Source organism: Streptomyces sp. NPDC040622 (assembly GCF_055593965.1).
Genome location: NZ_JBVIXD010000013.1, coordinates 100,047 through 123,665 on the forward strand (window position 1 = coordinate 100,047; position 23,619 = coordinate 123,665).

Annotated in this window: 17 protein-coding genes; 12 read left to right on the plus strand and 5 right to left on the minus strand. The window is 70.2% G+C overall.

Annotation, left to right across the window (positions count from 1 at the left end; all coding sequences use genetic code 11):
• On the plus strand, positions 1-3,771 hold the full coding sequence (locus ACZ592_RS33305; protein WP_471585420.1) for a non-ribosomal peptide synthetase: 3,771 nt from the start codon (positions 1-3) through the stop codon (positions 3,769-3,771).
• Entirely contained in the window at positions 3,768-6,017 is a 2,250-nt protein-coding gene (locus ACZ592_RS33310) for a beta-ketoacyl synthase N-terminal-like domain-containing protein (protein ID WP_471585421.1), read from the plus strand. Before ACZ592_RS33305 ends, ACZ592_RS33310 begins: the two co-directional genes overlap by 4 nt.
• A 60-nt stretch (positions 6,018-6,077) precedes the next feature.
• Here ACZ592_RS33310 and ACZ592_RS33315 read toward each other — a convergent pair whose 3' ends face one another.
• Positions 6,078-6,842 (minus strand): thioesterase II family protein, encoded by a 765-nt coding sequence (locus tag ACZ592_RS33315; RefSeq protein WP_471585422.1) that lies wholly within the window; start codon positions 6,840-6,842, stop codon positions 6,078-6,080.
• A gap of 288 nt (positions 6,843-7,130) precedes the next feature.
• Between ACZ592_RS33315 and ACZ592_RS33320 the strand changes: the two genes are divergently transcribed.
• The gene (locus ACZ592_RS33320; protein WP_471585423.1) at positions 7,131-7,502 is read left to right on the plus strand and encodes an ArsR/SmtB family transcription factor; all 372 of its coding nucleotides are present in this window, start codon (positions 7,131-7,133) and stop codon (positions 7,500-7,502) included.
• The gene (locus ACZ592_RS33325; protein WP_471585424.1) at positions 7,495-10,284 is read left to right on the plus strand and encodes a P-type ATPase actuator domain-containing protein; all 2,790 of its coding nucleotides are present in this window, start codon (positions 7,495-7,497) and stop codon (positions 10,282-10,284) included. Before ACZ592_RS33320 ends, ACZ592_RS33325 begins: the two co-directional genes overlap by 8 nt.
• Before the next feature lie 70 nt (positions 10,285-10,354).
• On the opposite strand, the gene ACZ592_RS33330 is transcribed toward ACZ592_RS33325, so the two are convergent.
• Positions 10,355-11,881: an LCP family protein gene (locus ACZ592_RS33330; protein WP_471585425.1), complete on the minus strand. Its 1,527-nt coding sequence runs from the start codon at positions 11,879-11,881 to the stop codon at positions 10,355-10,357.
• Between the two features lie 98 nt (positions 11,882-11,979).
• Between ACZ592_RS33330 and tatA the strand changes: the two genes are divergently transcribed.
• A complete protein-coding gene (gene tatA, locus ACZ592_RS33335; protein ID WP_471585426.1) occupies positions 11,980-12,153 on the plus strand; it encodes a Sec-independent protein translocase subunit TatA in 174 nt (57 codons plus the stop codon).
• 8 nt (positions 12,154-12,161) lie between these two features.
• Here tatA and ACZ592_RS33340 read toward each other — a convergent pair whose 3' ends face one another.
• Complete coding sequence (locus ACZ592_RS33340) at positions 12,162-12,800, minus strand: YceI family protein (RefSeq protein WP_471585427.1); 639 nt, start codon at positions 12,798-12,800, stop codon at positions 12,162-12,164.
• A gap of 210 nt (positions 12,801-13,010) precedes the next feature.
• On the minus strand, positions 13,011-13,640 hold the full coding sequence (locus ACZ592_RS33345; protein WP_471585428.1) for a hypothetical protein: 630 nt from the start codon (positions 13,638-13,640) through the stop codon (positions 13,011-13,013).
• 634 nt (positions 13,641-14,274) lie between these two features.
• On the opposite strand from ACZ592_RS33345, the gene ACZ592_RS33350 reads away from it, so the two are divergent.
• Positions 14,275-15,195 carry a phosphotransferase gene (locus tag ACZ592_RS33350; protein WP_471585429.1) on the plus strand — a complete coding sequence of 307 codons (921 nt, stop codon included), beginning with the start codon at positions 14,275-14,277 and terminating at the stop codon, positions 15,193-15,195.
• Positions 15,196-15,224: 29 nt separating this feature from the next.
• On the opposite strand, the gene ACZ592_RS33355 is transcribed toward ACZ592_RS33350, so the two are convergent.
• Positions 15,225-16,478: a hypothetical protein gene (locus tag ACZ592_RS33355; RefSeq protein ID WP_362364784.1), complete on the minus strand. Its 1,254-nt coding sequence runs from the start codon at positions 16,476-16,478 to the stop codon at positions 15,225-15,227.
• A 408-nt stretch (positions 16,479-16,886) separates the two neighbouring features.
• Here ACZ592_RS33355 and ACZ592_RS33360 point away from each other — a divergent pair, with 408 nt between their 5' ends.
• The 6 genes from ACZ592_RS33360 to ACZ592_RS33385 all read left to right on the plus strand — a co-directional run bounded on the left by ACZ592_RS33360 (position 16,887) and on the right by ACZ592_RS33385 (position 23,002).
• On the plus strand, positions 16,887-17,435 hold the full coding sequence (locus ACZ592_RS33360; RefSeq protein ID WP_471585526.1) for a bifunctional DNA primase/polymerase: 549 nt from the start codon (positions 16,887-16,889) through the stop codon (positions 17,433-17,435).
• Entirely contained in the window at positions 17,428-17,727 is a 300-nt protein-coding gene (locus ACZ592_RS33365; protein ID WP_471585430.1) for a hypothetical protein, read from the plus strand. The genes ACZ592_RS33360 and ACZ592_RS33365 overlap by 8 nt, the downstream gene beginning before the upstream one ends.
• A 3-nt stretch (positions 17,728-17,730) precedes the next feature.
• Complete coding sequence (locus ACZ592_RS33370; protein ID WP_471585431.1) at positions 17,731-17,997, plus strand: hypothetical protein; 267 nt, start codon at positions 17,731-17,733, stop codon at positions 17,995-17,997.
• 907 nt (positions 17,998-18,904) lie between these two features.
• Positions 18,905-19,387, plus strand: a complete 483-nt coding sequence (locus ACZ592_RS33375) for a hypothetical protein (protein ID WP_471585432.1) — start codon at positions 18,905-18,907, stop codon at positions 19,385-19,387.
• A gap of 374 nt (positions 19,388-19,761) precedes the next feature.
• A complete protein-coding gene (locus ACZ592_RS33380; RefSeq protein WP_471585433.1) occupies positions 19,762-20,307 on the plus strand; it encodes a hypothetical protein in 546 nt (181 codons plus the stop codon).
• Between the two features lie 2,038 nt (positions 20,308-22,345).
• Positions 22,346-23,002 (plus strand): DUF3800 domain-containing protein, encoded by a 657-nt coding sequence (locus ACZ592_RS33385; RefSeq protein ID WP_471585434.1) that lies wholly within the window; start codon positions 22,346-22,348, stop codon positions 23,000-23,002.
• Positions 23,003-23,619: the final 617 nt, after the last annotated feature.

The window sequence follows — 23,619 nt, forward strand, 5'->3', positions numbered from 1 at the left end:
GTGAATCCATTGCACCCGGTGGACGCGGTGATCCCGGAGGATGATCCGGCGAGTCAGGTGGGGCAGGCTGGCCCGGAGGCGCAGGCCGACACCCTGGACGAGGCTCCGACGCCCGTCGAGGAGTACGAGTTCCCCGTCTCCGACGCCCAGAGCCGCCTCCTGGTCCTCGACCGGATGAACCCCGGCACCGCGCAGTACAACGTGCCCGCCGCCTTCGCCGTGCACGGCCCCTTCGACCTGGGTGCGTTCACACGCGCGCTCGACACCCTCGTGGCCCGCCACGAGTCCCTGCGGACGGTATTCCGCACCGCGCCCGACGGCACGCAGACCCAGATCGTCGCCGCCACCGGCCGCGCACACCTCGCGGTGGAGAAGGACGTCGCCGTCGGCGAGGCGGACGCCCGGCTGCGGGCCGACGCCGCCCTGCCCTTCGACCCGGCGACCGGACCGCTGCTGCGATGCGCGGTGTACGCCGTCGACGACGGCAGCCACCGCGTGCTGCTCGTCGCCCACCACCTGATCTGCGACGGCTGGTCGCTCGGCGTCATCCTGCGCGACCTGTCCGCCGCGTACGCGTCCGAGACCGGGGGAGTGGCCCACCAGGCCCCCGAACTCCCGCTCCAATACCCGGACTTCGCCGTCTGGCAGCGCGAGCGGCAGGCCGAGGGTGCCTACGCGCAGGCCGTCGCCCACTGGGCGGGACGGCTGCGCGGGGCGCCCGAGGTCGTCTCGCCGCCGCTGGACCGGCCGCGACCCCCAGTGCGCTCGGCGGCGGGCGGCAGTGAACGGTTCCTGCTGGACGGCGGGGTCCGCGCCCGCCTCGCCGAGGCGGCCGGAGCCCGTGGCGCCACGCCGTTCATGGCGCTGTTCGCCGCGTACGCCGCGTTCCTCGCCCGCCTCAGCGGCCGGGACGACCTGGTCGTCGGCTACCCGGTGTCCGGACGCGACAGGCCCGAGCTCCAGGAGATGGTCGGCATGCTGACCAACACCCTGGCCCTGCGTGTCGACCTCTCCGGCGACCCGTCCTACGCCGAGCTGATCGGCCGCGTCCGTGCCGCCCTGCTCGCCGGACAGCCCCACCAGGACGCGCCGTTCGAGGACGTCGTGGACGCCCTCGCCCCCGCCCGCGAGACCAGCCACGACCCGGTGGTCCAGCTCGTCTTCGCCTACGACGACGACACGGACCTCTCCCTCGATCTTGCGGGAGCCCGCGTCTCGCGTGTCGAACTGGCCCTGGATACCGCCAAGTTCGACTTCCACCTGCACGTGGAGCGATGGAGGGGTGCGGGTGGGGCGGCCGGCGCGGACGCGGCCCCGACAGCGGGTGGTGAGGCCGGCGCGGGCGGCGACGACCTCGCCGCGCAGTTCATCTACCGCAGCGACCTCTTCGAGCCCGCCACCGTGCGCGACTGGGTGCGCACCTTCGAGACGCTCCTCGACGCGGCTCTCACCCGCCCCGACGCGCCCCTCTCCACCCTCGACCCCGTCCCGGCCGACGAACGTGCCCGCGTCGTCGCGGCCGCCGACCGCACCGCGGAGGCCGCGCCGACCGACCGCCTGGTCCCCGACCTCATCGCCGACGTCGCCGCCGCCCGCCCCGACGCCACCGCCCTGGTCTGCGGCGACGTCCGGCTCAGCTACCGCGAACTCCTCGCCCGTGCGGACGCGTTGGCGGACCGGCTGCGTGCGGCGGGAGTGCGCCCCGGCTTCCGGGTCGGCCTGCTGCTGCCCCGCTCGCCCGAGATGGGTATCGCCGCGTTGGCGGTGCTCCGCGCGGGCGGCGCGTACGTCCCCCTCGACCAGGCCCACCCGCACGCCCGCCTCGCGCACATGGTCGAGGCGTCAGGAACGGGCCTGCTCGTCACGGCGGCGGAGACCGCGGCCAAGGGGGAGGCGCTGGCCGTGCCGTGCCTGCGCGCGGACGAACCCGCCGACGCGACGGCGGCCGTCGCGGACACGGACACGGACACGGACGCGGACACGGTCACGGTCACGGTCACGGATGGCGTGGCCACGCCCGACGAGACGCCCGCCCGCTCTCCGGAGGACCGGCCCTCGCCGCAGGATCTCGCGTACGTTCTCTTCACCTCTGGCTCCACGGGCGTGCCGAAGGGCGTCGCCGTCGAGCACCGCGCACTGCTCAACCTCACCGTCGCCGTGCGCCCCGCGTTCCCCGTCACCGCCGAGGACCGCGTGCTGCAGTTCGTGTCGTTCGGCTTCGACGTGGCGGTCTCCGACCTCTTCTTCCCCTGGGTCGCCGGCGCCGAGCTGCACATCGCACGCGACGACGAGCGGCTCGGCGACGCGCTGTACGCCCGGCTGCGGGACTCGCGCATCACGTACGTGTTCCTGCCGCCGTCCGCCGCGATGCTGCTGCCCGACGTCGCCGGGCGCCTGCCCCACCTGCGGACACTCGCCGTCGGCGGCGAGGCCTGCCCCGCCGAACTCGTCGAGCGGCTCAGCGAGCCGGGCCGCCGCATCGTCAACGCGTACGGGCCGAGCGAAGCCACCGTCTACGCCACCACCGCCGACCTCGAACCCGACGAGCCCGTGGTGATCGGCCGTCCGGTGCCGGGCTCGCGCGTGCACGTCCTCGACGACCGGTTGCGTACGGTGCCCACGGGCGTGACCGGCGAGGTCTACATCGCGGGTGCCTCGCTGGCCCGTGGCTACATCGGCCGCCCCGGCATGACCGCCGAACGCTTCGTCGCCGACCCGTACGGCCCGCCGGGCGCCCGCATGTACCGCACCGGCGACCTCGCCCGCATCGACGCGCGCGGCAGGACGCACTACCTCGGCCGCTCCGACTCCCAGGTCAAGCTGCGCGGCATCCGCCTCGAACTCGGGGAGATCGAGGCCCTGTTGGCGGGCTCGCCGGACGTGGCCGTCGCCGCGGCGGCCGTGCGCGGCAGCGGCGCCGAACAGCGCCTGGTCGCCTACGTCGTGCACCGGGAGGGCGCGGCCCCCTCGGACGCCACGCTCCGCGCCCACCTCGCCGAGCGGCTGCCCGGCTACATGCTGCCCGAGGTCTACGTCCACCTCGACGAGCTCCCGCTCAACCGCTCCGGCAAGATCGACCGCCCGCGCCTGCCCGAACCCCCCACCGACCGCCAGGAGTCGGCCCGCCCGTACGCCGAGGCACGCACCGCGACCGAGCGGCACGTGGCACGGGTGTGGGGGCGCGTCCTGAACCTCCAACGGGTCGGCGTCCACGACAACTTCTTCGACCTGGGCGGCAACTCGGTGCGGCTGCTGGGAGTCCTGGACGGGCTCCGCGCGTCGGCGCGGACGTCGGGGGCGGAGAACCCGGGGAGCCCGGGGAGCCAGAGCCCGCAGGGCCCGCAGAGCACTCAGGCCCCAGAGAGCCCGGGAAGCCAGACCCCGCAGGCCCCGCAGACCCCGCAGACCCCGCAGAGAACGCAGGCCCCGGAGAGCCCGCAGAGCCCGCAGAGCCCGCGGAACGGGGAGGTGGTTTCGCCGGACCCCGCCCCGGCCGACCCGCCCCCCGTCGGGCAGGCCCTGGCCGACCTCTCCCTCGTGGACCTGTTCCGCAACCCGACCGTCGCCGCCCTCGCGGCCCACCTCGACCGGGCCGCCCGAGCCACGGCCGAAGCCGTCACCGAAGCCGGTGCCGAACCCGGCACAGGGACCTCCACCACCCCCGAGGCCTCCGCCACCGCCGCCGACGCACAACGCCGGGGCAACGACCGCCGCGCACGCCAGAACGCCGCCGCACAACGGCTCCGCTCCAGGAAGGGCACGCCACGATGACCGAGCCAGCCACGCCAGCCACTTCAGCCGCTCGGGACACCGGCTCCGGCACAGCGCCCGACCTCGACCCCGACCTCGACCTCGACCTCGACCTCGACTCCGACCTTGGTCTCGACCTCGGTCCTGACCTCGACTCCGCCCTCGCGATCGTCGGCATGAGCGGGCGGTTCCCGGGCGCCCCGGACCTCGACACGTACTGGACGAACCTCCGTGACGGCGTCTGCTCCATCGCCGACTTCACGGAGGAGGAGCTGCTGGCCGACGGCGCCGACCCGGCGGAACTGCGCGGCCCCGAGCACGTGCCCGCCAAGGGCCACCTCGCCGGCGCCGACCGTTTCGAGGCCGAGCTCTTCGGCTTCAACCGGACCGAGGCCGCCGCGCTCGACCCCCAGCACCGGATCCTCCTGGAGACCGCCTGGGCCGCCCTGGAGGACGCCGGGCGCGACCCGCTCGCCACGCCGGGCCGCACCGGCGTCTACGTCGGCGGCAGCCCCACCGAGCACATGCTGGCGGCCCACACCGACCGCCGCCTCGCCGCCTCGATCGGGGCGATGCAGATCCGCATCCTCACCGACCGGGAGTTCCTGGCCCCCTGGATCTCCTACCGTCTCGGCCTCGAAGGCCCGAGCCTGACCGTGCAGACGGCCTGCTCGACCTCGCTGACGGCCGTCCACCTCGCCGCACAGGCGCTGCTCCTCGGCGAGTGCGACACCGCGCTCGCGGGCGGCGTCAGCGTCGACTCCGTACGCAAACAGGGGTACGTGCACTACGAGGGCGGCATCTTCTCGCCCGACGGCCGCTGCAGGCCCTTCGACGAGCGGGCGGGCGGCACCGTGCCGGGCAGCGGTGTGGGCGTCGTCGTGCTGCGCCGCCTCTCGGACGCGCTCGCCGACGGCGACCCGGTCCGTGCCGTCCTGCGCGGTACCGCACTGACCAACGACGGCGCGACGAAGGTCGGCTTCACCGCCCCCGGCGTCGAACAGCAGACGGCGGCCGTCGTCGAGGCATGGTCGGCGGCGGGTCTCGCACCGTCCGCGGCCCAGTACGTGGAGGCCCACGGGACGGCCACGGCGCTGGGTGACCGCATCGAACTCGCGGCGGCCACAGCGGCGTTCACGGACGCCCCCGACTCCCGCACGGAACCGGACACCGCCACCGATATCACCACTGGCACTGCCACTGCCACGGGTATCGGTATCGGCTCCGTGAAGTCCAACATCGGCCACCTGGACGCGGCCGCGGGCGTGGCCTCGCTCATCAAGGTGGTGCTCATGCTGGAGCACGCCACCCTCGCCCCGACCGTCAACCTGACCCGCCCCCACCCCGAACTGGGCCTGGCGGCAACCCCGTTCAGCGTGGTCGACCGCACCGCCCCGTGGCCGCTCCCCGCCCGGGGCGGCCCGCGCCGCGCGGGGGTGAGCTCCCTCGGCATCGGCGGCACGAACGTCCACGTCGTCGTGGAGCAGGCACCGGAACACTCCGCGCCACACACCCCGGGGGCGGCGGGCCGCACCGAGTTCCTCCCCCTCTCCGCCCGCACGGAGACCGCCCTCGCCACCCTCGCGGGCAAGCTCGCCGCCGCCCTGCGCGCCCCCGGCGCCCCGGCCCTCGCCGATGTGGCGCACACCCTGCGCACCGGCCGCACCCCCATGGACGTACGGGCGTACGTGGTGGCCACGGACCGGGCGGAGGCGGCCGACCGGCTCGCGGCCCTGGCGGCGGGCCGGCCGACGGGCGGGACCGACGCGGACACCGGCCCCGACACCGGTCCCGACCCGGACGGGCTGCGCGCGCTCGGCGAGCGGTGGCTGAAGGGCGGCACGGTGCCGTGGCCCGAGGAGGTGGGCGAGGGACGCCGGGTCAGCCTGCCGACGTACCCGTTCGCGGGGGAGAGCTTCGGCGCGCTCACCCTCGTGGGCCGTACCGAACCGTCCACGGCGGTCGAGGAGGCAGCCGCGCCGGGCGACGACCTGGCCGAGGGAATCACCGCCCTCCTTGAGGAGGCCCTTGGCCTGGACGAGCCCGCCGCCCCGGGGACGACCTACTTCGCGGCGGGCGGCGACTCGCTGACCGCCGTCCACCTGGTGGGCAGGCTCCGGGACGACTTCGGCATCGACGTGCCGATCACCCTGTTCCTGGAGGAGCTGACCCTCGGGGAACTGACCGTTCGCATCGTCGAGTCGAAGGAGTCCGACGGGACCGAGGACTCGCTGGACGCGCTCCTGTCGGAGTTCGAAGCGGAGTGAGGTGCCGCGCCCGCCCGGGGCGGCGCCGCGCACATCAGGTGAGGGCGGCGCCGTCACCCGTCACGGCGTCGCCGCGCTCCGGTCGGGCAGCGCGGAGGCGATGACCTCGGCGACGTACGGCAGGTGGGAGTCGAGGTAGAAGTGCCCGCCGTCCAGCACGTGGCAGGAGAATTCGCCCCGGGTCTCGCTCTCCCAGGGGCGCACGTCGTCCACCGCGACCCGGGGGTCGGCGTCACCGGTCAGGGCGATGACCGGGCAGTCGAGCGGGGGCCCGGGCCGGTGGACGTACCCGTCGAGGAGCCGGTAGTCGGCGCGCACCGGCGGCAGGATGATCGGCAGCAGTTCGGGGGAGGACAGGACCTCGTCGGCGGTGCCCGACAGCTTCCGCATCTCCGCGACCAGCTCGGTGTCGGACATCTCGTGCACCGGCCGCACCACCGCGGCGGGTCGCCACGGCACCGAGGGCGCCTGCCGCGCGGAGACGAACAGGGCCACCGGCGGCCGCCCCTCCGCGCTCATGCGCCGCGCGGTCTCGAAGGCGAGCACCCCGCCCATGCTGTGCCCGAACAGCGCCGTCGGCGTGCCGTCGCGCCACCCCGGCAGCGCGGCGAGCACGGCGTCGACGATCTCGTCGGCACGTTCGGCGAACGGCTCGCCGTACCGCTCCTGACGGCCCGGGTACTGCACGACCAGCGGGTCGACGATGCCGGAGACGGCGGCCGACAGCGGGTTGTAGGCGCTCGCGGAACCGCCCGCGTGCGGGAAGCAGAGCAGACGGGTCCCGGCATCGGGTGCGGGGTGGAAGCAACGTATCCAGTCGCCCACGAGCGCGCCCTCCTTTCGCGTGCCGCGTTCGGCGGCGGGTTCGGTGTCAGGTGTCAGGTGTCAGGCGTGACGATGACCGCCAGCATGCCTGATGAACGGGCCGCCGCGTTGATCGTTCGGCGGAGGGCGGCGCAGATCACGGTGCGGGTCACGGCTCAGGTCACGGTGCGGGTCACTGTGCGGTTCACGCCGCAGACCACGGAGCCGCGGCACGCGGGGAGGACCGGACCCGCACCCACCTAGACTTGCCCCTGGACCTGGAGGAAACAGCGGGCGGGAGGCGGGCACGTGACGACGACGGGAGTCGACGGCCACGACGCGCACGATCCCCCCGCCGAGCTGCTCACGGAGGCGGCCGCCGCCTTCGGCCTGCTCGCCTCGTCCGCGCGCCTGCACATCGTGTGGGCCCTCGCCCAGGGCGAGAGCGACGTGAGCGGCCTCGCGGAACGGGTGGGCGGCGCACTGCCCGCCGTCAGCCAGCACCTGACCAAGCTCAAGCTCGCCGGACTCGTGGGCTCCCGCCGCGAGGGCCGCCGCGTGGTGTACTTCGTCGCCGACCCCGACGTGGTGACGGTGGTGCGGCTGATGGTCACCCAACTCGCCTCCCGCGCCGAGGCGTCCGCCGCCCCGGTCCGCGGCCTGCGCGGAACCGGTGCCTGACGGGCTCGGTCCCGTGCCCGACGGCCCGGTGTCCGAGACGCCGACGGCCGTCGGGGAAGCGGGCGCCGCGGCGCCGACCGCACTCCAGGTGCTGCGCGCCCTGGACACCGGACCGCGCGGCCTCACCGAGGACGAGGCCGCGGCCCGCCTCGCCCGCCATGGCGAGAACACCCTGCCGGCCCGGCGGACGATTCCCTGGCCGGGTCGCTTCCTGCGCGGCCTGCGCGACCCGTTCACCGCCGTCCTGTTCTGTCTCGGCCTGGTCTCCGCGACCGTCGCGGCCTGGGGCACGGCCTGCGTGATCACCCTCCTCGTGGCGGTCAGCTGCGCGCTCCGCGCCACCGGCGAACACCGCGCCGACCGCGCGATGACGGCCCTGCGCGACCTGGTGCCCAGCACGGCGACGGTCCTGCGCCGCCCTGCCCCCGACGCGCCGGCGGAGCCCCGCGAACTCCCGGTGGACGAGCTCGTCCCCGGCGACATCGTCCGCCTCGGCCCCGGCGACCTGGTCCCGGCCGACGTCCACCTGCTCGGATCGCGGGGCCTGTACGTGAACCAGGCGCCGCTGACGGGGGAGTCGGCGCCGGCACCGAAGCACGCGCCGACCACGGCGGCACGCCCGCTCTCCTCCCCGGCCCTCCCCGCCCCGAGCCTTTCCTCAGCCCCGCCGCGTTCCCCCGCCCTCTTCGAGGCCCCTCACCTCTGCTTCCAGGGCAGCAGTGTCACGGCGGGAGGCGGCACGGCGGTGGTGACGGCGACGGGCGGACGTACGCGCTTCGCGACGGCGCACGTTCCGGGCGCCGCACCGCCCTCCGGGGCCGCGGGGGGCCGCCGCCCCACCGCCTTCGACCGCTCCGTGCGCGGCATCTCGTGGATCCTCATCCGCTTCATGCTGCTCACGCCCCCGCTGGTGCTCATGGCGGACGCGGCGCTGCGGGGCCGCGGCCTGGAGACGCTGCCGTTCGCCGTGGCGGTGGCGGTCGGGCTGACCCCGGAGATGCTGCCCGTCGTCGTCACCACCTGCCTGGCACGGGCCGCCGCACGCCTCGCCCGTACCCACGGCGTGATCGTCGGACGGCTGCCCGCGCTGCACGACCTGGGCGCCATGGACGTCCTGTGCGTCGACAAGACGGGCACGCTCACCCAGGACCGCCCCGTGGTCGAGCGGGGCGTCGACGCGGAGGGCCGCCCCGCCGCCGAGCCCCTGCACTGGGCGGCCGTCAACGCCTGGTGGACGCTCCAGCTGGCCGAGCTGCCCGCACCGGACGCGCTGGACGAGGCGATCCTCGACGCGGCCGACGAGGACGCCGTCACCCGCTGCGAGGGCGTCACCGCCCTGCCCTTCGATCCCGTACGCAGGCTCGCCACCGCCGTCGTCCTGCGCCCCGGCGCCGGCCTCGGTGTCCACACGCTCGTGGTCAAGGGCGCCGTCGAGAACGTACTGGAGCACTGCGCGCTGCCCGACGAGGAGCGCGCATGCCTGAACGCCCGCGCGGCACGCCTCGCGGGGGAGGGCCTGCGCGTCCTCGCCGTGGCCACCGCCGACCGCTCCGCCCGGCACCGCGACTGGATGCCCGCCGACGTGCGCGGCCTGACGTTCCGCGGCTTCGTCACCCTGCGGGACACGCTGGCACCGGCCGCGGGACCCGCACTGCGCGCCCTCGCCGACCGCGGCGTCAAGGTCAAGATCCTCACCGGTGACCACCCGGGCACGGCGGCAAGGGCCTGCGCCGACCTGGGCCTGGACCTGCCCCCCGACGACATCCGCACGGCCGCGGACCTCGACGCGCTCACACCCGCCGAGGTGGCCGAACTGGCCCACCGCACCACCGTCTTCGCCCGCTGCACCCCCGAACACAAGGCCCGCCTGGTCGAGGCCCTGCGCGCCCACGGCCACACCACGGGCTTCCTCGGCGACGGCGTCAACGACCTGCCGGCCCTGCGGACGGCCGACGTGAGTGTGGCCCCGCACGACGCGGTGCCGCTGGCGCGGGAGGCGGCGGACGTGGTCCTGCCGGAGCGCGCCCCCACCGAAGGACCGCCCGCCGGGCCCCCGGGCCTGATCGAAGGACCGCCCGCAGGACTCGTGGGCCGGACGCTCGTGGGCCGGACGGAAGAAGCGCCCGAAGGACCCTCGGGCCTGACGGCGATCGGCCACGCCATCACCGCCGGCCGGGGCAGCAGCGCGAACATCGCCACGTACCTGCGGATCACGCTCTCCTCGAACCTCGGCAACGTCATAGCGATGCTCACCGCCGGCCTCCTGCTCCCCTTCCTGCCGATGCTCCCGGCCCAGGTCCTGGCACAGAACCTCTGCTTCGACGCCGCCCAACTGGCCTTCGCGTACGAACGCCCCGCCCCCGGAGCCCTGCGCCGCCCCGCCGCCCTGCGCCCGCGCTCCTTCCTCCGCTTCATCGCGGGCTTCGGCGTCCTGAACGCCGTGGCCGACCTCGCGACCTTCGCGGTCCTCGCCCTCGCCGTGCCGGGCCCGACGGGTACGGAGGACGAGTCGCTGTTCCACTCGGGCTGGTTCACCGAGAACCTGCTGACCCAGGCCCTGGTCATGCTGCTCCTGCGCACGGTCCGCGGCAGGCCCACGCCGATCACCTGGGCGGCGGCTGCCCTGGCGACGACGGGCCTCCTGCTCCCGCTCTCCCCGCTCGGCCCCCTGCTGGCGATGACCGCGCTGCCACCCCTCTACTACGCGCTCCTGGCCGCGGTCCTCGCGCTGTACGCGGGGGCGTTGACGATGCTGAGGCGCGGGTCCGCGGGGTGGCGCTAGGCGAGCCCGGGTCGGTCGCGCGCGCCGGGTCGGTCGCGGGCCGGGTCAGCCGCGCGTGGCGTCGGCCGGCTCAGCCGTAGGAGAGATCGGAGCAGGGCCCGTCGTCGGCGGACCGCGCCTTGGCACCGGAGCGCCCTTCGCCCGCAGGGGCCGCCCCCTTCGCCCCACCGGTTGTTCCCTCGGCCGTGCCACCCTCCGCCTTGTCTCCCGCCCGCTGCTGCCCGACGTACGACCTGCCGAGAATCACGCTGATCCCGGCACGCCCGTCACCGGTCCCCTCCGTGGCGGCCCTGACCTTGGCCCCCGGAAAGGCGCGGGCCACGATCTCGGCCCGCGCTTTCAACTCTTTCCCGCTCCCCTTCGCAGCTGCCCCTCGCCCCTCCCCGTACTCGACGACGGTGTCGGCGTAGGCCTGACTCCCGGACGTACCGGTGTCGGTGACGGTGAACCCGCGGGAGGACAGGGCCCTGGCGGCGTCGGCGGCGAGACCGTCGACGGTGGTGCCGTTGTAGACGCCGACGGAAATCCCGTCACCGGAGACGGCGGCGTCGCTCCGCGACTTCTTCCCGTCCACGGCCTTGTCTCCCTTGAGAGCGGCCCACAATTCCGAGGCGTCCGGCTCGACGACGGCGACCCGGGCGCCGTCGTAACGCCAGGGAAGCGTGACGAACTTGGTGTTGTGCAGATCGATGTCCTTCATGGACATCGCGAAGGAGATCAGTTTGTCGGCGGACCCGAGCCCGGGATCGACGGTCATGGAATGCACGGCGGCATCGGCAAGCGGAAACAGCTTGCCGGGGCTCAGACCGTCACTCTTGACCTTCTTCAACAACGCGCTCACGAAGGCCTGTTGCCGCTTGATCCGCCCGATGTCGGAGCCGTCGCCGATGCCGTGCCGAATGCGTACGTAGTCGAGCGCACGCCGCCCGGAGACCTCCTGGACGCCTTCCTTGAAGATCCGCTTGCCGCGGGCGGTGCGATGGGGATTGAGATCCCGCTCGTACACGTCCTTGGGGAGACAGACCTCAACACCCCCCACCACATCGGTGAGTTCGGAGAACCCTTTGAAGTCGACGACCACGGTGTGATCCACCCGCAGGCCGCTCAACTTCTCCACGGTGTTCTGCGTGCAGGCGGGATTCCCCTTCGCGGTCTCTCCCACGGAGTACGCGGCATTGAACATCACGTGACGCTGCGGCTCGGTCCACTTCCCGTCCGGCAACTTGCACGGCGGTATGTCGACGAGGGCGTCGCGGGGTATGGAAACGGCGACGGCATGGCGCCGATCACCGTAGACATGCAGCAGGAAGGCGGTGTCGGACCGCCCGATGTCCTCGGCGTCCCCGCCGCCGAGCGCCTTGTTCCCCCCGGTCCGCGCGTCGGACCCGATGACGAGCACGTTCTGTCCCTCGGAGCTCCCGGCGTCGGGCCGGTCCCCGGAGACACCGTCGGCGCTGAACGTCTCGATGCTCCCGTTCAGCTTCAGATAGAGCCAGCCGCCCCCGCCCACACCCAGCACGAGGAGGGCCCCCAGAACGCCGAGCCCCACCCGCCGAGCCCGCCGTCCCCGCCCGCGCTTCCGCCGGACCCCAGCCATCCGCCCACCTCACTGCAGCCCCGTCGCCGTCGGTTGTACAGTTGCGCAATATAGCAACTGTTGCACGGCAGAGAACCCGACGAAGGCGAGGCCCCGCAGTGATCCGCAACGCCCTGGAGCCCTGGCACCTACTGATCGTGGCGATCGTGGTGATCGCCCTGTTCGGCTCGAAACGACTCCCGGACGCCGCCCGCTCGGTGGGCAAGTCGATGCGCATCCTCAAGAGCGAGACGAGGGCGCTGAAGGAGGAGGGCGGCGCGAAGGGCGAGTAGGGCTCCCCCTACTCGACGGCGGGCGCCCGCACCGCGGAGATGTCGAACTGCAACCGCACCTTCTCGCTCACCATGGTGCCGCCGGCGGCGAGGCGCTGGTTGTAGACGAGCCCCCACTCGGTGCGGTCGATGGTGGTGGTCCCGTCGAAGCCGACCCGCTCGAACCCGAAGGGGTCCACGACGGACCCGAGATAGTCGAGCTGCAACTCGACGGGCCGGGTGACATCGCGGATGGTGAGATCCCCCGCCATCCGAAAACTCTCGCCACCGTCGTGAACGGCGGAGGTGCTGCGAAAGACCATGTCGGGAAACCGGCGGGCGTCGAAGAAGTCACCCCCGACGAGATGGGCGTCCCGCTGCTCGACTCCGGTGTCGACGCTGCCGACCCGGATGACGATCTCGGCCCGCGACCGCGAGGGCCGGTCACCGTCGAAGTACAGGGCACTCTCGTAATCGGCGAAGGCCCCGCGAACGGTGGTGACCATCGCGTGCCGCACGGAGAACCCGATGCGGCTGTGCGGCCGGTCGATGGTCCACTGCCCGCTCAACGCGCTCAACGAGGGGTCGAGCGCGACCCCACCGCTCCCGGGCCCGCCCGTCGGCGCCGGCTCGATGGTGTCGGTCTGCCGCCGGCTGAAGATGCCCACGAGGTCGTACCCTCCTCCGAATTGATCACTCCGCTTGACCCCTCGTTCTATCCCGCCCCACCCACCCACCACACAGCGAGATGGCCCGCCTCGTCCGTCTTCCATGGCATCGGCGACAAGGATGCACAGGATCAACAAGTTGTGGATGCACGGTGGGGCGACCCGCGGTCACGCACGGTCATCGCGGGGCGATGGGCGGACGTCAGGCGCTCAACACATCGCCTGACGAGCCGAACAGGGGCCTGAGCCACCCTTCTGGATTTCCGCGACCGACCTGATCAGGTCGCCCAAGCCGTCGAAGCCGATGGGGCCTTCCGCGATACGCCGCACCGTCGGGAGACTCGCCGTCTTCTGGCCGAGGTCCGAGATCGCGGTGCGTGAGGCAACGTGGAACGACCACTGGGCGACGTTCAGCGAGTCGTAGTCCTTGTGCTGGACAGCGGTGTGCAGTGCGAAGACGTAGACGTCCGCGTTATGGGTGGCCTCGACCTCGCCGCCCCCCGGCGCCCGGACCCGGCGCTTTGCCACGGAGAAGCTGATCCGCGACAACTCGCGCTGTTCCCACGACTGGAGATAGGCGCTGGCTTTCACCTCGACTCGAAGCCCCTCGTCGCCCTCCACGTCGTAGCAGTCCCACTCATCCGGCTGGCCGGTGCTTCCCAAAGCGGTGTGCACGAGGAATTGGGCAAGCAGCCCGCGCGAGGTGTTGGTGACCAGACTGGGAACCGCGTACCGCCAGAAATCGGCAACCGTCCTGCCGCCCAAGCCGATGAAGGGCTCAGTTCCGGTGAGCTCCGCGGCACGCCGGGGAGCGCCCCAGGGCCTGTCGCCCGCATCCATGTCCGTCTCCCGCTCTGTCGGGCCGCGGCCGTGAGCCGTAAGGCCGGAGGCGTGTTCTCCGGCAGCGGCGAGGGCCGGGACGGCGTACGACGTTCATGGCGGAGGGTATCGAGACCGTTCTCCGCGAAGAGTAGGAGGAGGCTGCGGAACGGGCCCAGCCGTTCGACCGCCACCACCAGCTGACGGCGATGGCCGCCGGATCACTCCGCCAGGCGCACGCCCACCTGCCGTGTGGTCGTGGGGGCATGGCGTAACAAAAGGCGTAACAAGGGGTAGAGGCGTGCTCGGCTCTGCCGTGTGGCATCGCCGGCGGCGACGCTCCAAGATCTCGTCAACGCCTGGTCCACGCCTCGTCCACAGACCTCGACATGCGGCCGCTTCGGGCTGCACATACGCGAAGACCCCGGCCTCAGCGTTTCCGCTGGTGACGGGGTCTTCGGGCACCTCATACAAGGTGCCCCCGGCAGGATTCGAACCTGCGCACACGGCTCCGGAGGCCAGAGGAGCCGGATCGTCCATCCACCATCTGACCTGCGCGGGGGAGCGTCAGCCAGGGCTCGCGCTCCATGATCATTACGTCCCTATTACGCGGGCGACCTGTCAGCCTCCGCCCGTGCCCCGTATGGTCGTTGGCATGATCTCGGGCAGCGACGGCGGCGACGATACGGGGTTCACGGCCGAGAGTACGGGCCGCATCCTCCGGGACGCCTGCCGCTCCGCCGGCCTCGACCCGACCGGCGCCGAACTCCTCCGCCTCGGCTCGAACGCGGTCTACCGCCTTGCCTCGGAACCGATCATCGTCCGCATCGCCCGAGACCCGTCCGTCCTCTCCGAGATGGAGCGAGCCGTCGGCGTGGCCCGCTGGCTGGAGCGCTCCGACTTCCCCGCGAACCGGGTTCCGCCGCACGCCACTCAACCGGCCGTGTTCGGCGGCCGCGTGGTCACCTTCTGGGAGAGCGTCCAGGACCAGGAGGAGTACGCCACCGTGGGCGAGCTGGCCGACCTCCTGCGCCGCCTGCACTGGCTGGAGGAGCCCGAATCCCTCGGCTTCCCGTACTTCGACCCACACGCCAAGCTGGCGGCCTCCCTGGCCGGTCTGGACACCATCGCGGACCAAGACCGGGAGTTCCTGGAGGAGCGTGCGGCAAGGCTCGGCAAGGAGTACGACCGCCTGGACTTCGTCCTCCCCTTCGGCCTGATCCACGGCGACGCCAACATCGGCAACATCCTCCGCCACCGAGACGGCCACGCCGTCCTGATCGACCTCGACGGGTTCGCTCTCGCCCCGCGGGAATGGGACCTGGTCCTCACTGCCATGTACTACGAGCGGTACGGCTGGCACACGGCTGAGGAGTACCAGGACTTCGTCTTCCGCTACGGCTTCGACCTGATGAACTGGCCCGGCTACGAAACCCTCGCCGATCTCCGCGAACTGATGATGGTCGCTTGGGTTGGCCATCAGGCGAATGACAGCGAGCGCTCGGCCGCGGAATTCAGGAAGCGCCTGCACTCACTCCGGACAGGCGAAGGCCGGGAGACCTGGGGCGCCTTCTGAGCGCGCCCGTAGATCTGTAGTTGGCACGCCTACGCGGACGAACGGGTACCGCTCTCCGCGGTCAGCCACAACCGGTGCTCGCGTACCTGCTCCGCGAACGCCCGTGACACGGCGTTGTCCCCGGCCGTGAAAAGGCCCGTCCGGAACTCGGCCAGATAGCTCACACACCGCGCCGACTTCAGGTTCTCCCCGAGATCCAGCGCATCCACAGCCACCCGGCACGCCTCCTCGATGTCGCCGGCGCGAAGGTGGGCGTCGGCGAGCACCATGGTGGCGAAGAAGTCGCTCCGCACGTGGCTGCCGCTCATCGCGTTCTCGGCGTGCGCGACGGCCTGGCGAGCGCTGTTCACGTCACGGAAGCAGTGTGCGGCTTCGGCGGCCAGTTCAGCGGCGTCGAAGTAGGTGATCCACTCCGGCTCGTCCTCCGCGTTGCGGCTCTCCAGGGCACGTGTCGCGGCCGTTAGGGCGGCTTCGCATCCCCTTACGTCCCCGGTCCTGGCAAGCGCGCGTGCCTCCATGGCGTGGAACTGGGCCCGAAGCGTCGGCGTAGCCACCGCCGAGATCCCCATGAGCGCGGCGCGGGCGAGGGTTGCGGCCTCCGTGTACCGACCGAGGAAAGTGGCCTGGTGGCTCATGGCCGACAGGATGCTTCCGGCAAGGCGACGGTCGTTCCCGTCCTGGGCGAGCCGGAGGGCCTGGAGGAAGTAGCGCTGCGCGAGTCCGTGATGGCACGCGTCGTAGGACATCCACCCGGCGAGAAGCGTCGCCTCCGCCACGGTGGAGTAGAGCGCACGCCCCACGGCATCGCTGTAGCTGCCGCGCAGTAGGGGGACCACGTCCGTGCTGAGGTACTGGATCACGGAGCGCCGAGCGTGGTCGCCCCCGAACCGATCGTCGAGCTGGGCGAACATGTCGGCTGTCGTCTTCACCGCGGCTACGTCGCCGAGCCCCACCCGCACTGCTCCCGGCCGCACGGACCGGGGTGCGGGTCCCGGTGCGACCAGCCACCGCAAGGAAGCCTCGTTCCACGCGGGCTCGGATGCTTCGGCCTGTAACAGCGGCTCGTACCGGTTCAGATCCGCAGTCCAGAGCCGTTCAACGGTGCCGATCGCAGTGTCTGGGCTGTCCGGGTAGCCGGCGTCGAGAAGAGCAGCGTCCTGGCTTCCGCCCTGCTCCAGCCCCAGTGCGTCCGGCCCCAGCCCGAGCGCGTCAGCAAGCAACGCTCCGTAGAACGCGTCGGGTGTGCTGTGTCCGTTCTCCCAGCTGGCGATGCGCCGCTTCACGCTCTCGTCGGAGGGGAGTTGGTGTCCGCGTGCGGCTGCTACTCGCCGCAACTCACGTACCAATCGGAGCTGACTCCAGCCGCGTTCGGCTCGCGCACGGCGCAGACGTTCGTTGACCGGACCCATGGCTGACGTGTCCCCGCCCTCCTCGACGCATGGCAAAGGGGTGGTGCGTGGTGCTTGTCCATCATGAACGTACGTGACGGATCCGGCCTGTTGGCATAGGCGAACGGAATTCAATCGAACTCCATTCGCGGATGACGAGGGGTGACGCTTCCTCGTCCCGCACGTCACCCCTCGTCGCCTCTCGTCATCTGCCCAGCTCAACGCCCTCACCGGGAGTGTGGAACCACCGCGCCGCAGGACAGTGCGACGGCGGAACCGAGGTGGGGAGACGACGTGCAAACGATGACCAGGAGAGGCATCGAGTGGCTTTCGGCGAGCGCAGACGACCCGATGACGTGTCGAGCCCACTGGGCCGACGACCCGCGCCAGCCGACGATGCTCCACACCGGACGCCTCTTCGACGTGGTGTCCGTCGGACAACGCCTCGGGCTGGAGACCTTCGAGCAGATGTGCCGCCAGGGGTTGCCCTGCGGCCCGGCGATGGTGGATCGCGCAGCCCAGCGCGTCGGCTTCTTCCTCGGCTCGAACAGCCGCGATTGGTTCGCGCACTTCGTCAACCGCGAGAGCACCAAGCCGCTGGCCTACCGCTACCTCGGTGCGAACGCGGTAGTCGTAGTGCCGGGTCCCATGCCCTTGTCCGGCGATCGCTATGAATGGCTCCGTGCACCGATCCGCCGGCCGGAAGCCAACCCCCTCCGGCCGATCGCGTTGGCCATGCTCCTTGCTGCCTCCGCCGAGCTCCTGACCCGGGTCGACCACTACGGAGAGCGTTTCCGCTCTCCCGCCGATGCCCTCGCGGCCTATCCCGAGGAGCCGAGCACCAGTGCATGACGAACCGTCTGGCCGCGTCGATGCCGCCCGTTGGACACCACTGGACAGCGACGGCTGGTACGCCGCCCGCAACGCCACCATGGCCCTCCGGGACGCCCTGACCAGTGCTGGCCTCGACCACGACTTCCCGTACCTACGCGCCGACTTGAATGCCCTCGGCCACGGCCTGGTCGAACTGGGCCGTGTCTCGCCAAGCACGGCCGAGCACCTGGCCGAACTGTTGCGGCTGGGCTTGTCGAGCCCCGCAGAATCCCGCCCAGACACCGCGACCGACCACACCCCGGGGGAGTGAGCCATGACCGACCGACACGGAGTCATCGCCCCGCGCGCCGAGAATCTGAACACCGGCGTGAACTACGTCCGAGGCTGGGCGGAAGGCCGGCGCAGCGCGGACACCCTCGCTCAGCAGCTCGCCGCCCTCGGCCTGGAATCCGACTTCCCCGGCCTCAGGGTTGACGTGAACGTGCGCGGTGACGGACTGGTCCGCCTCGGCACGATCCGCCCGGAAGCGGCCGAGTTGCTGGCGCAGCTCATCACTGCGGGAGTACAGGCGAAAGCCTAGCGAGCAGCCTTGTCTGCCTCGGCTGTTGCCCGCTGAACGCCACGCACTACATCGCGATCACAAGCCAGGTGGCCTGCCGCCCGGCCGGGACCGGCGCCCCAGCGCCGCAGCCCGGGCGGACGACAGGCCACCTTCGTCGAGTATCAAGATGGTTCGGTTCAATGCCCTTCCGCGATGCATTGCTGCTCCCAGCTCGGCTGGTGCAGACATCGTGCGGTGATTGACTACGGACGATGGAGCCGCTTCCCAACGACCCGGCTGCTCTGTTCAACAAATCTGTGCAGCGCTGTGCGGTACCTGTCCCGTCGGGATCGATACTCGGGTTCTGCCGCATTACCTCGACGCCAGTACGCCCCTAAGGCTTGGCCGGCGTCGTTGACCTCCTGCAGGGCGGCCAACAGCGCAGCATCCTGAGACAAGATTTGTATGCGCGCAGTGGCCAGACGATGACTGGCCAAGTCCCAATGGATCACGCGATCCTCAAGGTTCAGGACCTGCTCTTCCCAGATACGGTTTAGAAGATCTCCACTGGAGGCTGCGACATGAGCGCACGCCTCCATGAGTGACTCCACAGCCCTCGCGCGTGCCTCACTCCGTTTGCTCAGGTACTGGCCCAGCAGCGCAATTGCCGCTCCCGTGGCGGTTGCGAGAAGCGTTCCCCAGGCGTTCACAGGGGAAGGATGCCCGCCAACACGCTTTCCAACTGTGGTGGTGGGGCGCTGGGGTGCGTTCGGGGGCGTCCACCTGGGTTCATGGCCGGTCAGCTACCTGTGCCAGCTCTGTTCTGGGTCTCGCCTGAACGGCTGTGAACGTAGCTGAATGAGACGCAAACTGAGACGGCTCCGACGAGGCTGGCCAACACCTCTGGGTAGCCGTGGGGGGAAGGGCAACTATGGAGAGCGTAACTATGGCGGCCGTGATTGCGGCTGTTGCAGCGGTGGTCGGGGGCCTCCCGACCGCGTTCGCCACACGGTCCGTGGAGCGGTTGCGGCTGCGGGCAAGCCTGCTGGAGAAGGCTCAGGAGCGCCGCCTGGCCAGCATCGAGAGCTTCATGTTGGCAACGAGCCTGTGGATGGACTGGCTCACGTTCGTCCAGGAGACCGGCTGCGAAGGAAAGCACAAGGAGCATAACCATCGGGTCCGCGCCCGCGACGAAGCGTATCGGCGGTTGTTGCTCTTGGCTTCAGATGAGTTGTATCGGTGGTTGAAGGACACCTACCTGCCCGCGGAATACCTGGTGCGGGAGACCTATGTGCGGCAACTGCGGCACGGTGTGGAGGTCGATGAGCGAGCACTGACCGCTCGACGAGCCTTCAACGCCATGCTGAGGGATGACCTCGTGGACAAGGTGCGCCCGGAGATCCACAAACTGCGCGCCCCCCTGGCGTGAGCCCTAGCTGCGCGGCCGGGGCTCTGAGCTTGGGAAGCTTGGGTTCTTTGAGGGCGTGTGCCCTATTGACCTGTGGGTATGTGGTGCCGACGTCGGTTGGTTGGCGACTGAGTGCCCCGCTGTTCCCCGTGGTTCCCCGCAGGATCTGGCACACCTATGTCCTTGTCGCGCCCATCGCAAGCCCACCACCCCCAAGGGCCCGGCGGTCCTGTACGGCGGTGGCGTCTTCGGCGGGTCGCTGACGCTCTGTCTGGTGGTGCTCACGTCGCTCGGCGTGCTTTGAACACTCTCGAAGTTCCCGGTGGACTCACCTTGCTTCCGGGACCTCGCGAGATACAGGCCTACGGTGCCGCGTCCGTGCCTACGCTCATCCTGTGACGATCACACCTGTTGTGGCTGGACTCCTCGGCACCGTAATCGGAGCCGTCGCGTCTATCGCTGCGTCAGTGTTGACCCAGCGGGCCACCAACGCGCGCGAACGCGACCACAAACTGTGGGAGCGGCGAGCCGACGCACTGGAGGAGATCCACCGGTACACGCTGGCGCGCAAGAACACCCGAGGGTGGGTGATGGCCAGCAAGCGACTACCGGACGACTGGGACCCCAACCGACCTCAGGAACCTGTACGCCTGCTCGAAACGAAGGTTGCGCTGTACGCGCCAGTGGCGGTCTCTGATGCTTACAAGGATTGGGGAACGAAACTCGTCGGCTTCGTCCTCGCTGTTGCTGGCTATCAAAACGAGACGGCGCGATTGTCGGGCTCACCGGAGCCAGAAGGGGCACAAATCCTCCTCGAAGCATCCTGGGCTATGGCCGAACACAGAGCCCGCGAATGGGAACAGGCCGAAGACCGCCTGTTCAAAGTCCTGCGTGATGCCTCGATCCTGCGTCCTGAACGGCAGTGGCGGCTCCGTCGCTGACCTCGGAAGGGCACGCCCCGCCACCACGTCGGCTGGCGGGCTGAATGCGCGAGAGCTCCGGAGACCCCTTGGGAGCTGGGCACCGCAGCAGGTCACGGCCCTGCACGTGGCGGACTAGGGCGACAAGGTCACGCATTGGGCACGGTTGGCTGAGCACCGCTTTAGGAGTTCTGCCGCACACCGAAACCGGACGGCTTTAGCGGCGCTTGAACCGACACCTACTACTGCGCAGAGCCGTTGCCATCTGCCGATGTTGATGTCAGTCGTAGATGTCAGGCGACACCGTTTGGCATGATCACGAGCGCTCGTAGCCGACCCCGTCAGTTATTCAACTGCCGTCGGCTGGGTCCTGCCAGTGCCAAGGCACGTGCGGAGGCACCCAGGCATCGCCGCTACCCCGGTCAAGTACGGGCGGCTCACAGTGATTGGGTACAGGGCTTCCGTCGATGACAGACTCCAGGGTGAGCTGCACGTAGCGAAGGTACCCACGTACGTCACGGATCTGGCGAGCACTGTTTCCTTGCCCTATGCCTCGCCGTGCGACATCGAAGCCCAGCTTAACCAGAGTTCTGAAGCGTGCCCGGACTTGATCGTCCTCGATGGACAGAAGATCCGTTTGCATGCCATGGCGGACGGATTCGAGAGCTTCCGCGCACCGCTCACGAGCCTCCGCACTCAACCGTGGCTCATCCAAAGCTACGTCCGGAAGTGAGGGTAGCCATGCGTAGAGTGCTGCGAGTCGTTCTAACAGCCGCTGAGCAGCCTCGGCAGAGCGCTGCTGAGTCCATTGGCTACGCGCCAACGCCGCACCGGCAGTCTGCTGCTCAGCGGCAAGTGCACCTTGAGCCTCTATGGACTTAGCGGTTTGCCAACGTGCCACATACACCGCGATTGCTCCGCCGGCCAAGGTCCCTATCAGCGCACTCGTCGTCTCGCCCGCTAGCTCTCCCCAGCTACTCATGGAGGCATCCTCGCCTCGACCGCGCCGGTCAAAACGGCGTGATGAGCAACGGCATGGGCGGAAAGGAGTGGAGGTCGAGCCCGAGCGACGAGCCCTCCGCTTGGGAAGCGGCGATCATCTGGGGCCTATTCGGAACTGACGTGGGAGAAAGGTTGAACTTCGGCCTCCCTGGGATTGACAGCCTTCACCGTGGTTCCCCGCTGTTCTCCGCGCGATCTGGTGCGCTTGTGGTGCGCGGACTGGCGTGCCGCATGCCGAGGCTCCGTCCGTGCAGCTGGCCATCGCGTACCGGTCCTACGACACGGAAGTCACCATCGTATTGTCGGCACGAGGCTCCAGCGGTAGAGAGGTTCACTACCGTGCCTCATCCGTCGGTCGGCGCCGCCGTGCAACGACCTTGCGTATCTGATCTAGAGGGTCTTGAAACCGCCCTCTCCTACGGCTGATGCATCGTGCTCGCGTCAGTTCCACGTCCTGCCTGTCGGGGTACGCGTCAGGCCTGTCTCGTTCCGCTGCGTAGAGGTATTCGGAGAGCATGCGGTACTGCCACTCCAAGGACGTCACCCGTGCTCCGTCGGGGTGCTTACCAAAGCGCTTCTGCACAGCCGTTCGCCCGACCCCGAAGTGCTCGGCGATACGACCCCACGAATAGCGTCTGGTCCGAGCCTCAGCTACAACGTCTCCCACCACACGTGGCATTGCGTCCTCGCACAGTGCAGCAGCGCGGAGGAGGCTTATCCCCTCGACGTGCGCGTGCAAGTACCAGATGCCGAAGCGCACCGCCGCTTCTGCCAGGTCCTCGTCGTTGGAGACGATCCATGGATCCAGAGGCCAGGCGGGATCTTCGTACGACACCCAAGGCCACGGGCGCGAAGGGTCAAACACCGGGTGGCCGGGATCGTTGACCGGCGAATTTTCCGCAGGTACGTCGTCCATGCGTCCACTGTAGGTGGACACTTAAGCCTATTCCATCCCGGATGTGTCGGGTGAGCATGCCAACATATGCACACATCAACGGAGTTGAGGCCAACAGGCGACCACTCCGACATCAACGGGAGTGGAAGACCGGAGGGCTGCGTGGCCGAGATCTACATGTATGCCGACGAAACTGGCGACCTCGACATGTCGGGCTCCACGGGCGCCAGTACCTACTTCGGCTTTGGAACGGCAGTCTTTGAGGGCGATCATGGCCACTGCCTCTGGCAGGGGCTCCAGCTGCGGTGTCGCCTAGAACGCAATGGCGTCCTTTTGCCTCAAGGGCTGCACGCCAAGAACGATTCGTACGCCACCCGGTCCGAGGTCTTCGACCTCATCAAGGAGCAAGCCCCCCGCATCGACACGACTTTCCTGTTGAAGAAGAACGCCTACCAGCGAATACGTGACGCAGGCCAGATGCGGCTGTACAAACTCGCCTGGTACTTGCACTTCAAAGAGATAGTCCGTCGCGTCAGCTCACCGGGCGACACGGTGTACGTGATTGCTGCTTCCCTGACGACGAACAAGAAGGAGGGCAGTGCACGCCTCGCGCTTCAAGATGTGTGCCAACAGCTCTCAACCGATCGCGAGATCATCCTTTGTGTCTGGAACGCGCCCACTTCGTGGGGTGTCCAGGTGGCCGACTACGCGCTGTGGGCGGTACAGCGGATCTTGGAAGGCCGTAAGTGTGCTTGGTACGAGCCCTGTGTGGCGCCCACCCTCGCCTCGACCTTCACTCCCTGGGGGCAGACAAGGTAAAGGCCAGCTATCCCGTAAGGGAAGAAGTCCCCTGGACCCCTTATCACTGGCCAGTAACCATGCAACCCGATGACGCCTCGGAGCGTCAAGCGTGCCGCCCGTTCTGCGTCGATTTTACATCGAGCACTTGATCCATTGAAGCGTCAGGCGGTCGCTTAAGGGCTCAGTGTGCGGTCTTCCCAGGCGCCCTCCGTGCATCGTCCGAGCGCTCATCATAGGGAGCTGTGCCCTCGACGGCTCGGGAGTTGATGAAGCTTGCCAAGCTGGCCCACCTCCTTAACCCGCAACTTCCCCAGCTCCCATCCCGTCCGCCGTCGACCCACATTCCGTGGAGCGGGCGTGGTTCGGGGCGTCAAGGTGGAGCGCGCCACTGTACGAACGACCTTGACGCCCCGGGCCGCGTCTGCTCGGCTCTGCCTGGGTCGATGGTGGACGGGATGGGAGCTCCCAACGCTCGCCACGATGTGCCCGCGGCCGGGAATGGCGCCCCCTCCATCCCGGTGCTGGCCGATCCCCCGCCGGAGGCATCGTCTGTGACCGTGTGTCGCGTGAGTGGGGCGCTCGATTCATGACCCCGGGCCAATCCATGCGTGGGCGGGCGTCGGCGCAGCCGGGGC